Genomic DNA, 13,210 nt, shown 5'->3' with positions numbered 1-13,210 from the left:
CGTTCACCCTTCCCATGTATCTCCTGTTCGCCATTGTACCGTAAACGAGCGCACAAAAAAAGAAGCAGCTGCCAATGCATCCGCCCCTCATTTATCGTTCAATTGCTGAATTCAATTTTAACTGTATCCGTTAGGACATCAGCGTAGCTATATGAGACACGTTCCACGTTATGATGGTCTTCATCCAATTTAACGACGAACACCGCGGGATACGTCTCAACGAGCGTTCCAAACCGAGTAACGACTTTCTTACGACCGCCGTTTGCTTTCAACGTCAATCGTTCTCCAACATGCGATTCGAGTTTTTGTCTGATTTCTTGTAACGTCTTTGGCATACGCTTCACCTCACTGTTACAAGTATAACACATTCAAAAAAGAAAATAAAGATTAAATATTATAGCGACTCATAATCCGGTCGTCAACTATTTTTAAGTGGTAAAATTGTGTCGGCAAGGCGTGCAAACTCCTCAAGTGACAGCGTTTCACCTCGGCGCTTCGGATCGATTCCCGCTTCGTTTAACAGGCGCTCGAGTTCGACTTTTTTATCTTTGCCGAGATGATTCGTCAAGTTATTCAAGATGGTTTTGCGACGTTGCGCAAAGCTAGCACGAGCGACTTCGAAGAAGAAGGCCTCATCCTTCACCTCGACCGCAGGCTGTGGGCGCATCTTCAACGTGATGACGGCGGAGTCGACGTTCGGGGCCGGTATGAAGACGTTTTTCGGAACGATGAAACTCACATCGGCCTCGGCATAGTATTGAATCGCGATGGAGAGCGAACCATACGCCTTCGTTCCAGGCTTCGCCCCGATCCGTTCTGCTACTTCTTTTTGAATCATCATGACGAGCGAACGGAACGGGACTTTACTTTCGAGCAAACGCATGATGATCGGTGTCGTCACGTAATACGGTAAGTTGGCGACGACCGAGATATCATCGATCCCTTCTTTCAAAAACTCACGCTCGACGATCGCCGGAAGGTCGAGTTCGAGCGCATCTCCGTGAATGACGTGGACGTGCGGGTAAGGTGCCATCGTGTCTTCTAGAATCGGCAACAAGCGTTGATCGATCTCGAGTGCGACGACTTTTTTCGCGCGTTTCGCAGACTGCTCTGTCAGCGAGCCGATCCCCGGACCAATTTCGAGCACGCCACTCGCTTCACCGAGTTCGGCCGCATCGACGATTTTATTTAAGATGTTCAAGTCGATCAAAAAGTTTTGACCGAGCGACTTTTTGAACGAGAAGCCATGCCGTTCTAAAATGGCTTTCGTCCGATGAATGGTTGCAATGTCTTTCAATGATTTTCCTCCTCTAACTGCTTGAGCGCTCGTTCCCACTCCTCGGTCGTAACGCGCATCGCCTCGACCCGCTTCACAAATTGTTTCGCGTTCGGTTCGCCGATTCGAAGCAACACCCCAAGACGTTTTCGTCGCCTCGACGCCTCTGCGCCACCAATCAAATCGGCATCGAGCACCATTTTTCGCGTAACGAGCGGCAAATCGGTCTCGACTCGGTCTTCATATACCGCCTCGAGTACACGACGAATCGTGTCTGGCGTCGCGTGTTCGACGCCGATTTTCCCACGCTTGTCTCTCGCCTCGGCACGAGGCAAGTAGGCGTGTTTACAACCGGGAACGTGCTCATCGACGATGGCACGAATGCGGTCACCTGGATAATCTGGGTCCGTCAATATAATCACACCGCGCGTTTCTTGGGCACGCCTCACTCGCTCGAGCGTCTGTTTGGAGACAGCCGACCCGTTCGTCTCAATCGTATCGACGTCATATACTTCTTGGAGCCGGGTCGTATCGTCCCGTCCCTCGACGACAATCACTTCTTGAATTTTTTCACGCATCTTCGTTTCCTTCTTTCTCTTCTTGCTTCGGGATGACCCAAATCGTGAGCGGCTTCCGTCCGAATGTGACCGCTTCTTCTTTCGTGTCCATCATAATGTCAATGATATTTCCTTTGATGGCACTGCCGGTGTCGAGGGCGATTGCCATACCGAACCCTTCCACGTACACCCGTGTCCCGAGCGGAATGATGGATGGGTCGACCGCGATAATTCGCATGCCCTCATATAGAATCGTATCGGTCACATCGTACCCACTCCGTGTCAGGACGCGACCGTCGAATGTGATTGTATCTTCTGGATTGTTCGTGTAGGCGGTTGCTTCAACAAGAAGTTGTTTGGCCGCCGAAAAATCGAGCACATCCTCGGGCAGTGGTGTATCTTCGATTTTAATTTCCGCCTCTTCGCGGAACGGGCTCTCGGGTTCTGTCGGAACCGTCTCGGGTTCGTCCGAGGATTCAGGCACCGGTTTCGTCCCGATTTTGATGATTTGCGGACGCACGGTCTGCAACATTTCGACACTTGTCTCGGTCCGATTTGTAATTGTACCATTTTCAACTGTCACTGCATACCGCGTCCGTTCGAGGCCCGGCACCCCGACTTGCGCGACCTCGGTTTGACCGATTTCAAGCGTATCATCGTCTTCTTTCACGATTTCAAACGGGATGAGCCGATTCTCATATTGGACGACATCCCGACTCGTATTCACGGTGATCGTCATGCCTTCTCGAAGCGCCGTCGAGAGCGCCGGTGCGATTGTATCGCGCTCTGACACCGTAATTCCAGCTTCGCGCAATACTTGCTCGACCGTTTTCGCCATCGTATTTAACGTTTTGGCTTCATCTTCTACGATTAAATTGACCGCGAGTACCGGCTGATACCGAATCGTCATTCCAGATGTGACCGGTGTCCGTACGTCTGGATAGACGTCATCCCCATCACGCACGGTCACCCCGTATCGGAGCAACACGTCTCGGACGGTTCGCTCTCGCGTCTCAATCATCTCCGTCTGCCCATAACCGATTTGAAGCGAAACGGTATTCGCGCGTTCAATATAAATGATGCGTTCGGCAGGTAGCTCAGCACTGAGGGCCGGCGTCACATAATCGGAATCCTTGATCGTGATGCCGGTCTCTTCGAGCACGTCGAATACGGACGTCGCACGCGTCTCGTGCTCAATCCGGTTCGCTCCGTCGATAATTGTCACGGTCTCCGGTTGGGTCAACGTATAGGCGAGTACCGCTGTCACAAGGACGATAGCGCTCAGCGCGATTCGTTTCACCATCACGGTAGACGGAACAGTCGCTTCGCGTTCGCGGTCGTCGCTTCAGCAAGTTCCTCAAGCGAGATACCTCGTAGCGCGGCGATTTCTTCGGCGACATAGGTGACGTAGGCTGGCTCGTTCCGTTTACCGCGGAACGGGGTCGGCGTCAAATACGGGCAGTCCGTCTCGACCAACAGGCGATCAAGTGGAACTTGTTTTGCCACTTCTTTCGGGACTTTCGCATTCTTAAACGTGACCGGTCCCCCGAGTGAGATATAGAAGTTTAAGCGTAGGCACCGCTCAAGCAGTTCAACCGACATGCTGTAGCTATGAAATACGCCACCAATCTCTTCGGCGTGCTCGTCTTCTAACAGATCGAGTACGTCCGCCGTCGCTTCGCGATTATGGATGACGATTGGCATATTTGTCTGTCTTGCGATGGCAATTTGTTCCCGGAATACGCGCTGTTGGACTTCTTTTGGCGACTTGTCCCAATGATAGTCGAGCCCAATTTCACCGAGCGCCATCACTTTTGGATGACCCATCAACGCCTCAATGCGTTTCAGGTCATCTGGTGTACAGTCAATCGCATCGACCGGGTGCCAGCCAACGATCGCGTAAATGTCTTCGTACGTCTCGGCGAGTTCGATGGCGCGCGTAATGGTTTCATCATCGAAACCGACAACGAGCATCGGTGATACTCCGGCTGCGCGCGCACGTTCAATCGTTGCTTCGACATCCTCTTTGAACTGGTCGGCATTAATATGTGTATGCGTGTCAATTAGCATCCTGTATCCTCCTTATTTAAACGAAGAGAGGGAGACCGAAGTCTCCCTCAAAAGTTATTTGACGATGGCCCCGTTCGGCATATTCTCAGATACGGTTGCAAGTTCAAGCTTCCCGTCTTTATCGGCTGCTAAAATCATCCCTTGCGACAACTCACCCCGGAGTTTGACCGGCTTTAAGTTGGCGACGACGATGACTTTCTTCCCGACCAACTCTTCCGGTGTATACCATTCGGCGATGCCCGAGACGATTTGGCGTGTTTCACTGCCGAGGTCGACTTGAAGTTTTAACAACTTTTTCGCTTTTTTGATTTTGTCGGCTTCGACGATTTGACCGACACGGAACTCGACTTGGTCAAAGACGTCAATCGTGATTTCCGGACGAACGTCTTCATCTGCCACTTCTTCTTGAACTTCCTCTTCGACACGTGCTTTCGAAGCTTGACGCATCATCTCTTGAATCGCGTCCACTTCTTCTTTCACATCGCGCCGCGGGAAGATTGGTGTACCGTCTGTAACGACTGCTCCGTCAAAGGCTGCGAACGTATCGAGTGCTTCCCATGACATATCTTGCCCCTCGAGGCCGAGTTGACGGAACATCTCTTTTGGTGCTCGCGTCATGAACGGTTGAATCATCACAGCGACGTGACGCAAGACGCCAGCTAAGTGCGTCATGACTGACGCGAGTTCGTCTCGCTTCGCTTCATCTTTGGCAAGCACCCACGGTTGCGTCTCATCGATATACTTGTTCGCACGACTGACGAGTTGCCAGATGTTTGTGAGCGCGACCGAAAACTCCATATGCTCCATCGCAGCTTCTGTTTTCGAGGTCGTCTCTTCGACGACGCGTCGCAATTCGGCGTCAAACGCTGTCACGTTTCCGGCATAGGCCGGTACGTTCCCGTCAAAGTACTTCTTGATCATCGCGACGGTCCGGTTTAACAAGTTACCGAGGTCGTTCGCGAGGTCGAAGTTCAATCGATCGACGAACGCTTCTGGTGTGAACGTGCCGTCCGCGCCAAACGGGACTTCACGCAACAAGTAGTAACGAAGCGAATCGAGGCCGTAACGATCAATGAGCGGAATCGGATCGACGACGTTCCCTTTTGATTTCGACATCTTGCCGTCTTTCATGAGGAGCCAACCGTGCGCAAATACTTGTTTTGGCAACGGAAGCTCAAGCGCCATGAGGAGGGCTGGCCAAATGATCGTATGGAAACGAACGATTTCTTTTCCGACTAAATGGACGTCAGCTGGCCAGTAGCGGTTGAACAACTCGTCGTTGTCTGTCCCGTAACCAAGTGACGAAATATAGTTCGTCAGTGCGTCCACCCATACGTAGACGACATGTTTTGGGTTCGACGGGACTTGGACACCCCAATCGAACGTTGTCCGAGAGACGGCCAAGTCTTGAAGACCCGGCTTCAAGAAATTGTTGATCATCTCGGTCTTCCGCGACTCCGGTAAGATGAACTCTGGATGTGACTCAAAATACTCGATGAGACGGTCTGCATACTTACTGAGACGGAAGAAGTAACATTCTTCCCGTACGAGTTCGACTGGATGTCCGCTGTCAGGACTCTTCCCATCGACAAGTTGCGACTCAGTATAATATGTCTCATCCGGCACCGAATACCAGCCTTCATATTCACCGAGGTAAATGTCTCCATTCTTAAGAAGCGTTTCAAAGACGTGCTCCACGACAGCCTTATGACGGTCTTCCGTCGTACGAATATAATCGTCGTACGAAATCTCAAGGCGGTCCCATAATACTTTGATGTCTTTCACGACTTCATCGACGAATGCCTGCGGAGTGACGCCGGCTTCTTTCGCTTTCTCTTGAATCTTTTGTCCATGCTCGTCAGTACCCGTCAAATAACGGACGTCAAATCCTTTTAACCGTTTGTAACGGGCGATCGCGTCACCTGCTACGGTCGTGTAGGCATGACCGATGTGCAACTTCGCACTCGGGTAATAAATCGGGGTCGTAATATAAAAAGTAGGCTTCGCCATAGTTGTTCTCCATCCTTTCGACATTTGCAATTTCCATTATACACGGTTCGACAAACGTTTTTCCAAACCAATTGTTTGGAATTAATTTGTTGACCCTTCAAATAAATGTTCCAAAAAAACCCTTTCTCTGTTTAAACGCATACCTTTCGGGGAAATTTAGGTATATATCGTTCCTTTATCGTCTTTTTTCGAAAATGTATAATTCCAATAGTAAGCAGTTGACTACAATTGGAAAGTTTAGTATGCTTTTTGCTGTAGCCACATTGTCGAATTTTGACGATTCATGTCACCAAGAGATTTCGACATCATCAGAGGAGGAAACACAAAATGAAATCAACAGGTATCGTACGGAAAGTGGACGAGCTCGGTCGGGTCGTTATTCCAATCGAATTGCGCCGCACACTCGGAATTGCTGAGAAAGATGCACTTGAAATTTACGTCGACAACGATCAAATCGTGTTGAAAAAATATAAGCCAAACATGACGTGCCAAGTCACTGGCGAAGTATCAGACGATAACTTCAAATTGGCAGATGGAAAGTTGATTCTTTCACCAGAAGGTGCACAACGCGTTCTCGTCGAGTTGAAAAACATGCTCGAGAATTACTACAACGAAGAGTAAGCAAGGGACTCCTTGCTTACTCTTTTTTGTCGACTTCATGATAGGCGTCATAGACATCGTTACGTGAAAGCCCACGCTCTTTTGCCACTTGTTTAATCGCCGCGTTCGGCTTCAAGCCGTCCTCGATATAGCGATCGACGTGTTCGAGCGGGGAGAGCGCCTCCCACCAATCTTGTGTCGGGGCCGACTCGGTCGAACCGCTCACTAACACGACGAACTCTCCGCGGATTTCCCCTTCGCACCAAGCGAGCGCCTCGTCGATCGTGCCTCGTAAAAACTCTTCAAACGTTTTCGTCAATTCCCGTCCGAGTACGACATCGCGATTCCCGAACACCGCCTTCACCCCGTGAAGCATTTCTTTCAAACGATGCGGGGCCTCATAGAAGACGAGCGTCCCTGGTTCATATTGAAGTGATGCCAACACGTCGGCTCGCTCTTTCTTTTTGCGCGGTAAAAAACCGTAATATAAAAAACGTTCTGTCGGCAACCCCGACGCGACGAGCGCCGTAAGCGCCGCATTCGCCCCTGGTAAGACGACGACCGGCAATTTCGCTTGAATCGCGAGCCGAACAAGATCACTCCCGGGGTCAGAAATCCCAGGCATCCCAGCATCGGATACGACAGCAACCGACTTCCCGTTCTCGATATCTTCGATCAGCCGTGGCCCGCTCACGTGTTTATTATGTTCATGGTAACTGACAAGCTTCGTTTCGATTTCAAAGTGACGACACAGTTTCATCGTTTGGCGTGTATCTTCTGCCGCAATCAAATCCACTTCCCGCAACGTGCGCACAGCGCGATACGTCATGTCTTCTAGATTACCAATTGGAGTCGGTACGATGTACAGCGTCGGTCCATCAGTCTGATAACTTTTCTGTGAGTTCATTGCTCGTCCCCTCCATCAACGTTTGTTTTTGAGCGCGCGTCAATTGCTTGATTGACCACTCATAACGCATGGCCTCTCGCTTCGTGTCAAACGATTTCACGTAACAGAGCGTTACGGGTAAGCGCGCCCGCGTGTATTTCGCACCTTTTCCAGCGTTGTGGGTACGAAGCCGCTTATCGAGATCGTTCGTATAACCCGTATAATACGTATGATCTTGACACTCTAAAATATACACATAATGCTTACGCATCGAGGATGTCTCGCATCGCTTTCGTATACGTGTCATCATCCTCATAGACGATAAGCGGTGGTAAAATCGTGAGCCCTGCTTTTCCATCTTTCGACCCCTCTATCAGTAATGTGTTCGCCTCTCGTCCCGCTTTCGGATAGACGAGCTGCATCCGCTTCGGTTCGATTCGATATGCCCGCATGAGCGTGATGATGTCGAGTAACCGCTCAGGACGGTGGACAAATGCTACTTTCCCACCTGGTTTCACGAGTTGGCTCGCCGCTTTAATGCAATCCTCGAGTGTGCAAAGCACTTCATGGCGTGCAATCGTATGGTGCTCGTTTTGATTACGGAGTGACGTCTCGTTGGCAAGAAAATAAGGCGGATTACACGTCACCACATCGTAACGGGCGTGGCCGAGCCGGACCGCCGCTTCTTTAACGTCGCCTTCTACAATCTGCAATCGATGCTCAAGACGGTTCACCGCGATGCTTCGGTTCGCCATATCGACGAGCTTCGGTTGAATCTCGACGCCCGTCACGTTCCCTTTCGTCCGATAAGACAAGAAGAGCGGAATCGCACCCGTCCCGGCGCATAAATCGACTAAGTTTCCTTTTTGAATCGGCACCCAGACGAATTCAGCGAGTAACACCGCATCGAGCGAGAACGAAAATACCTCGTCGCTTTGAATAATTTTTCCGGGGCGTCCAAGTAAATCATCGAGCCGCTCCCCTTGTTGTACAGTCACGCTTCGTTCCCTCCTACATAACGACAAAGGCGACGGACGGGTGACTTCCCCGTCTATCGCCCCAATGTATTAGTGTTTATTTAACATCGACATACAAAACAGACAATCGCCATCTTTTCTTACTTGTCCGTAATGCAAGTTACAAATGTGGAACCCTTCTTGATACAAGGCGGCCAAGTTGTTCTGCCCTTTGCCCGACAATGCGATGTGCGCATCGCCGTCTGGCGTCTCCACTTCTGCGAGTTGCTCAACTTTTTCGCGCAAGTGATGATTCTCGAGATACATATGCTGATTCTCTTCAAGTAAATAGGCCAACTGTTCTTTCAGTACACCTAAATGCTCCGTCAACAGCTGCATTTGTTGCTCGATGGCATCGACGCGCATCATAACTTCCTTTTTATCCATTCGTTCCACTGCTCAGCACCCCATCACTGTTTCGACGGTTTTCGTTTGATCGCACCGACCTCAACGAGTTCGTCAATCGTATACGTCACAACACGGGTCCGGTCACTCAACTCGACTTGAATCAGTTGATCCAAAATGTTGAGGCCGATGACACGTCCGTCACCTTCAGGAATCTTGATTCGCTTCCCAACATCCGGCAAGTCGCGCTTCAACTCTTCATACGTGTCATTCTCATATTTCAAGCAACACATGAGACGGCCGCACACACCAGAAATTTTATTCGGGTTCAAGGAAAGGTTTTGATCTTTCGCCATCTTAATCGAAACCGGTTCAAACTCTCCTAAGAAGGAAGAACAACATAAGACACGGCCGCATGGACCAATCCCACTAAGTAACTTCGCTTCATCCCGGACTCCGATTTGACGGAGTTCGATGCGAGTGCGGAAGACGCTCGCTAAATCTTTAACGAGTTCTCGAAAATCGACCCGACCTTCTGCCGTGAAATAAAAGATGACTTTATTGCGATCAAATGTATATTCAACATCGACAAGTTTCATCTCAAGTCGATGTTCACGTATTTTTTCTTCACAGACGGCGTGAGCGTCAAAAGCTGCCAATCGATTTTCTTGGACGATTTGAGCATCTTTTTGATCAGCGACACGAAGAATCGTTTTTAAAGGTAAAACGACTTCATCTTCTCCAAGCTGTTTCCCAACTTGGACGATTTCCCCGTATTCAATGCCACGCACCGTCTCGACGATGACATGGTCCCCACGTTCAAGCGTTGCTTCGCCTGGTGAAAAGTAATAGATTTTTCCCGCTTCTTTAAAACGGACTCCGACTACTTCAAGCACGCTCTCTTATCCTTTCTGTAAATCGAACGTTAACCGTTCGAACGTTAATTGAGGATTGACGTTTGCCTCGAGTCGTCGAATCGCCTCATGGACGTGTTCAATCGCATGGACAATCTTATGCGCCGAACGATTACTAATGAACGCCTGATATAAGGCCTGTTCACGTGTGAACAGGTGCGGCGTGTAATCCGTCCGAACTTTGAACCGGAGCGACTCTTCTAACCAGCTCTCAAACAATTCGAGGCCCACCCGTAACTCATTGCGTCCTTTAAAATGGCCGAGCCACTTCTCTTGGGCAAATAAGAGTAACTCTTGTGGTCGTTTAGTCAATACTTCAACTAATTGTACCACTAGCCCATACGACTGTACAAACCAGTCGTTGTGAAGCACTTCACGGGCGTCATCCCATTTCGGATAAACCGCTAGCGCCAAGCGTGCCATATCTGTCGTACATGCCACGTCCGCAGACAACTGATCCGCCAACTCATTCCGATCAATCGGTCGGAAGACGAGCTGTTGGGCTCTTGAGCGAATCGTCGGCAGCAACAGTTGCGGCTGTGTCGTTACAAGAATCGCGAGCTTCCCGACACCGGGCTCTTCAAAAAACTTAAGCAAACTATTCGCCGCTTGTGTCGTCATTTTATGCGCTTGATGAATCACATACACTTGACGATCCCCTTCGGCTCCACGTAACGACAAATCGCTAAGCAATTGCTGAATTTGCTCTTTCTTAATACTTGCCCCGTCCGGCTCCATCTCGATGTAATCGACAAGGTTTCCTGAATCCATCCGCCGACAATTCCGACATTCTCCACAAGGTTCCACCCCGTCTGGCGCCTCGCAAAAGAGCGACTTTGCAAACAGTTGAGCGGTCTCAATCAAGTAAGGTTCATAATCACCTGAAAAGATATAGGCGTGCCCGACTTTCTCAGACCGAATCGAGTTCTCAATCACTTTTGCGACAACGGTTTGAGACGCGGCTAATTGCTCAAAACGCATCGATCTCACTCCCATTAAAACTGATGGAATCCTTCAATCGGCAAGACAAACACTGTGGCGCCGCCCACTTGTACTTCTACCGGATACGGGATGTATGAATCGGCGTGTCCACCCATTGGAGAAATCGGTGTGATCATCTGATCACGGCTCGAGCAGTTCGACTTGATGAGTGAAAGCAAATCATCGAGTCGTTCTTTCGGTACACCGATCATGAACGTCGTATTCCCTTCTTTCAAGAAACCACCGGTCGTCGCAAGTTTCGTCGCTCGAAAATCCTCTTCAATTAAAGCGTCAGATAAACGGGCGCTATCTTTATCATGTACAATCGCAATTACCATTTTCATGCCTTGTTCACTCCTCTTTCATTTAATCGCTCATGGGTGATATCTAGTACTTCATCTTGTATCGTTTCAATTGTCTCATTCGCATCGATTCGCACCATCCGATTAGGGTGTTGTGCCAGCAAGGTTTGAAAACCGTCATAGACCCGTTGGTGGAACGCTTCATCCCGGCTTTCGATACGGTCCAATTGCCCACGTTCTCGCATGCGGTGACTTGCTTGACTTGGTGTTAAATCGAAAAGAAACGTTAAGTCTGGGGTTAAGCCCCCTGTCGCCCACTCATTTAACGAGAGCACTTGGTCTAAATCGTATCCTAATCCAAAGCCTTGATAAGCAATTGAGGCGTCGATGAAGCGATCGCAGACGACAATCGCACCACGAGACAGGGCAGGTCGGATCACCTGTTCGACGTTTTGGGCGCGAGAGGCTGCATATAACATCATCTCTACCCGGGCCGTCATCTCGTCATGCTCAGGGGATAACAGAATCTCACGGATACTGTTCCCGACTTTCGTTCCCCCTGGCTCTCGTGTGGTGACGACTTCATATCCTTGAGCGCTTAATGCTTGCTCGAGTAACTTTAATTGTGTCGTTTTTCCAGAGCCATCCGGCCCCTCCACTGTAATAAACATCCCATTCACTCTTAAAACTCCTCTACGATAACATCGATTTGTTTCATCATAACATGTCTGCTCGCTTGAAGCTTCCGCCCGAGAGAAATCCACTCGACTAACACGCGAACTTTTTCCTCTGTCACCACTTCACCTTTTAAGATCCACGGAATACCTGGAGGATAAGGGATAATCGTTTCCGCTGCAATTTTACCGATTGCATTTTGGAAAGAAAGCCTCATCGTTTTCATATCGTCATGAAGCACCTTTAATTTCGAGACTTGTTCCGTAGCAGGGTAAGGATAAATCGTTTCATCATCCTCAATCAGCGGCACATGTTTCGATGCATTTTGAATCAGTTTCACCCAATGATGGATCTCCTCCATCTTTATTTCCCGTAACGGCAAACAGAGTAACACATGATCTTCAGCGGCAAGCTCGATATCTATACCAATCGATGCTAAATGGCGACTAAAGATTAGCCCATTTTTCGGATACGTTAAAATCGTAACTTTTGTAAAGTCGTCGCCGACTTTAACGGCAAAACCAGCTCGCTTCACTTCCATAATGAAAGCGAAATGACTCGTTTGAATCGTTGACCAGTCTCGCTCTGTCAAATTTTCAAGATAAGTACGCGCATGATCTAACGACGCCATAATCAAATAAGACGGACTAGACGTTTGAAACGAAGACAAAGCATGAAATAATCGTTTCTCATCAATATTCTCTTTGTAATGCAACCAGGCACCCATGGTAAAAGCGGGTAACGTTTTATGGGCCGACTGGACAACTGCGCTTGCTCCTTCAAAAATCGCGGAACGTCTTGGTAATCCATCATAAATCAAGTGTGCGCCATGCGCTTCATCGACGAGTAACGGAATCGCATGTTGGCTCAAGTAAGTACTAATGGAGTGAACGTCTGCCATATCCCCATAATAGGTCGGTGACGTGAGCAGTAATGCTTTGCCACCAGGATAGCGCTCGACAGCCTCTTGAACCGTAGCTAAACTAACGACTGTAGGAAGACCACTTCCACGTTCCAATTCAGGAGCCAATAAGATTGGTTCTAAGCCCAACCATTCAATCGCATTCCACACAGACTTATGTGAATTGCGTTGTACATACACGCGTTCGCCGCGTTTTACAGTTGCAGCCAACATACTCCAATTGCCCGCGGTCGAACCATTGACCAACCATTTACTTTTACTTTCATAGAGCCTCCCGAGCGCTTCTTCACCTTGCTGGATAATTCCATCAGCTTGATGTAAATCATCCAAGTGCTCAAGCTCGGTTAAATCGTAAGGCATGATTTTATGAAACGCTGTCGGCAAACTCGAATCATAAACCGTACCGTTATGGTGACCAGGCACATGAAAAGATACACGACTTTCCCGCACATGCTGTTCTAACACTTCCATAAATGTAAAGGGGTTCTTTTTAGGTCGACGTGTCATCATAAAACCTCCCGAATCGTTTGAATATAGACAAAAAAAGACGATCGAGCATTCTGCTCAACCGTCTCATGTTGCCTGGCAACGTCCTATCCTCACAGGGGGAGACCCCCAACTACTTTCGGCGCTGAAGCGCTTAACTTCCGTGTTCG

The 13,210-nt window shown here is 49.2% G+C and carries 16 protein-coding genes and 1 rRNA gene; 1 reads left to right on the top strand and 16 read right to left on the bottom strand.

Annotated elements, in window-relative coordinates:
- Positions 1-98: 98 nt before the first annotated feature.
- From KNP92_RS15060 to metG, 6 genes are all read right to left on the bottom strand, one after another.
- The gene (locus KNP92_RS15060) at positions 99-335 is read right to left on the bottom strand and encodes a Veg family protein (protein ID WP_021065751.1); all 237 of its coding nucleotides are present in this window, start codon (positions 333-335) and stop codon (positions 99-101) included.
- 83 nt (positions 336-418) lie between these two features.
- Positions 419-1,297 carry a 16S rRNA (adenine(1518)-N(6)/adenine(1519)-N(6))-dimethyltransferase RsmA gene (rsmA, locus tag KNP92_RS15055; RefSeq protein WP_214841920.1) on the bottom strand — a complete coding sequence of 293 codons (879 nt, stop codon included), beginning with the start codon at positions 1,295-1,297 and terminating at the stop codon, positions 419-421.
- Complete coding sequence (rnmV, locus tag KNP92_RS15050; protein ID WP_214841917.1) at positions 1,294-1,854, bottom strand: ribonuclease M5; 561 nt, start codon at positions 1,852-1,854, stop codon at positions 1,294-1,296. The genes rsmA and rnmV overlap by 4 nt, the downstream gene beginning before the upstream one ends.
- On the bottom strand, positions 1,847-3,136 hold the full coding sequence (locus tag KNP92_RS15045) for a 3D domain-containing protein (protein WP_214841915.1): 1,290 nt from the start codon (positions 3,134-3,136) through the stop codon (positions 1,847-1,849). Before KNP92_RS15045 ends, rnmV begins: the two co-directional genes overlap by 8 nt.
- A complete protein-coding gene (locus tag KNP92_RS15040) occupies positions 3,136-3,903 on the bottom strand; it encodes a TatD family hydrolase (protein ID WP_214841913.1) in 768 nt (255 codons plus the stop codon). Before KNP92_RS15040 ends, KNP92_RS15045 begins: the two co-directional genes overlap by 1 nt.
- Positions 3,904-3,957: 54 nt before the next feature.
- A complete protein-coding gene (gene metG / locus KNP92_RS15035) occupies positions 3,958-5,913 on the bottom strand; it encodes a methionine--tRNA ligase (protein WP_214841911.1) in 1,956 nt (651 codons plus the stop codon).
- Between the two features lie 327 nt (positions 5,914-6,240).
- Here metG and KNP92_RS15030 point away from each other — a divergent pair, with 327 nt between their 5' ends.
- Positions 6,241-6,534 carry a transition state genes transcriptional regulator AbrB gene (locus KNP92_RS15030; protein ID WP_214841909.1) on the top strand — a complete coding sequence of 98 codons (294 nt, stop codon included), beginning with the start codon at positions 6,241-6,243 and terminating at the stop codon, positions 6,532-6,534.
- Positions 6,535-6,550: 16 nt separating this feature from the next.
- Here the strand turns inward: KNP92_RS15030 and rsmI are convergent, their stop codons facing one another.
- The 10 genes from rsmI to rrf all read right to left on the bottom strand — a co-directional run.
- Positions 6,551-7,420 carry a 16S rRNA (cytidine(1402)-2'-O)-methyltransferase gene (rsmI, locus tag KNP92_RS15025; RefSeq protein WP_214841907.1) on the bottom strand — a complete coding sequence of 290 codons (870 nt, stop codon included), beginning with the start codon at positions 7,418-7,420 and terminating at the stop codon, positions 6,551-6,553.
- Positions 7,392-7,670: a GIY-YIG nuclease family protein gene (locus tag KNP92_RS15020; protein WP_214841905.1), complete on the bottom strand. Its 279-nt coding sequence runs from the start codon at positions 7,668-7,670 to the stop codon at positions 7,392-7,394. The genes rsmI and KNP92_RS15020 overlap by 29 nt, the downstream gene beginning before the upstream one ends.
- Positions 7,663-8,397, bottom strand: a complete 735-nt coding sequence (locus KNP92_RS15015) for a tRNA1(Val) (adenine(37)-N6)-methyltransferase (RefSeq protein WP_214841903.1) — start codon at positions 8,395-8,397, stop codon at positions 7,663-7,665. Before KNP92_RS15015 ends, KNP92_RS15020 begins: the two co-directional genes overlap by 8 nt.
- Before the next feature lie 69 nt (positions 8,398-8,466).
- Complete coding sequence (gene yabA, locus KNP92_RS15010; protein ID WP_214841901.1) at positions 8,467-8,802, bottom strand: DNA replication initiation control protein YabA; 336 nt, start codon at positions 8,800-8,802, stop codon at positions 8,467-8,469.
- A 23-nt stretch (positions 8,803-8,825) separates the two neighbouring features.
- Positions 8,826-9,656 carry a PSP1 domain-containing protein gene (locus tag KNP92_RS15005; protein ID WP_034817188.1) on the bottom strand — a complete coding sequence of 277 codons (831 nt, stop codon included), beginning with the start codon at positions 9,654-9,656 and terminating at the stop codon, positions 8,826-8,828.
- Positions 9,657-9,662: 6 nt separating this feature from the next.
- Entirely contained in the window at positions 9,663-10,655 is a 993-nt protein-coding gene (locus tag KNP92_RS15000; protein ID WP_214841898.1) for a DNA polymerase III subunit delta', read from the bottom strand.
- Positions 10,656-10,669: 14 nt separating this feature from the next.
- The gene (locus KNP92_RS14995) at positions 10,670-10,999 is read right to left on the bottom strand and encodes a cyclic-di-AMP receptor (RefSeq protein WP_024372336.1); all 330 of its coding nucleotides are present in this window, start codon (positions 10,997-10,999) and stop codon (positions 10,670-10,672) included.
- Positions 10,996-11,637, bottom strand: a complete 642-nt coding sequence (gene tmk / locus KNP92_RS14990; RefSeq protein WP_214841896.1) for a dTMP kinase — start codon at positions 11,635-11,637, stop codon at positions 10,996-10,998. The genes KNP92_RS14995 and tmk overlap by 4 nt, the downstream gene beginning before the upstream one ends.
- Positions 11,638-11,639: 2 nt before the next feature.
- A complete protein-coding gene (locus KNP92_RS14985) occupies positions 11,640-13,061 on the bottom strand; it encodes an aminotransferase class I/II-fold pyridoxal phosphate-dependent enzyme (RefSeq protein ID WP_251136631.1) in 1,422 nt (473 codons plus the stop codon).
- A gap of 73 nt (positions 13,062-13,134) precedes the next feature.
- Positions 13,135-13,210: ribosomal RNA gene (gene rrf / locus KNP92_RS15965) — 5S ribosomal RNA — on the bottom strand; the annotation flags it as partial.

This window comes from Exiguobacterium sp. s122 (genome assembly GCF_018618475.1).
GTDB classification, from domain to species: Bacteria; Bacillota; Bacilli; order Exiguobacteriales; family Exiguobacteriaceae; genus Exiguobacterium; species Exiguobacterium himgiriensis.
This window is presented reverse-complemented; position numbering and strand designations above follow the sequence as displayed.

Bases quoted from the DNA above. Each gene is read 5' to 3' on its own strand.
- KNP92_RS15060 (WP_021065751.1), bottom strand. From the start codon at position 335: ATGCCAAAGACGTTACAAGAAATCAGACAAAAACTCGAATCGCATGTT.
- rnmV (WP_214841917.1), bottom strand. From the start codon at position 1,854: ATGCGTGAAAAAATTCAAGAAGTGATTGTCGTCGAGGGACGGGACGAT.
- KNP92_RS15045 (WP_214841915.1), bottom strand. From the start codon at position 3,136: ATGGTGAAACGAATCGCGCTGAGCGCTATCGTCCTTGTGACAGCGGTA.
- KNP92_RS15040 (WP_214841913.1), bottom strand. From the start codon at position 3,903: ATGCTAATTGACACGCATACACATATTAATGCCGACCAGTTCAAAGAG.
- metG (WP_214841911.1), bottom strand. From the start codon at position 5,913: ATGGCGAAGCCTACTTTTTATATTACGACCCCGATTTATTACCCGAGT.
- KNP92_RS15030 (WP_214841909.1), top strand. From the start codon at position 6,241: ATGAAATCAACAGGTATCGTACGGAAAGTGGACGAGCTCGGTCGGGTC.
- rsmI (WP_214841907.1), bottom strand. From the start codon at position 7,420: ATGAACTCACAGAAAAGTTATCAGACTGATGGACCGACGCTGTACATC.
- KNP92_RS15020 (WP_214841905.1), bottom strand. From the start codon at position 7,670: ATGCGTAAGCATTATGTGTATATTTTAGAGTGTCAAGATCATACGTAT.
- yabA (WP_214841901.1), bottom strand. From the start codon at position 8,802: ATGGATAAAAAGGAAGTTATGATGCGCGTCGATGCCATCGAGCAACAA.
- KNP92_RS15000 (WP_214841898.1), bottom strand. From the start codon at position 10,655: ATGCGTTTTGAGCAATTAGCCGCGTCTCAAACCGTTGTCGCAAAAGTG.
- KNP92_RS14995 (WP_024372336.1), bottom strand. From the start codon at position 10,999: ATGAAAATGGTAATTGCGATTGTACATGATAAAGATAGCGCCCGTTTA.
- KNP92_RS14985 (WP_251136631.1), bottom strand. From the start codon at position 13,061: ATGACACGTCGACCTAAAAAGAACCCCTTTACATTTATGGAAGTGTTA.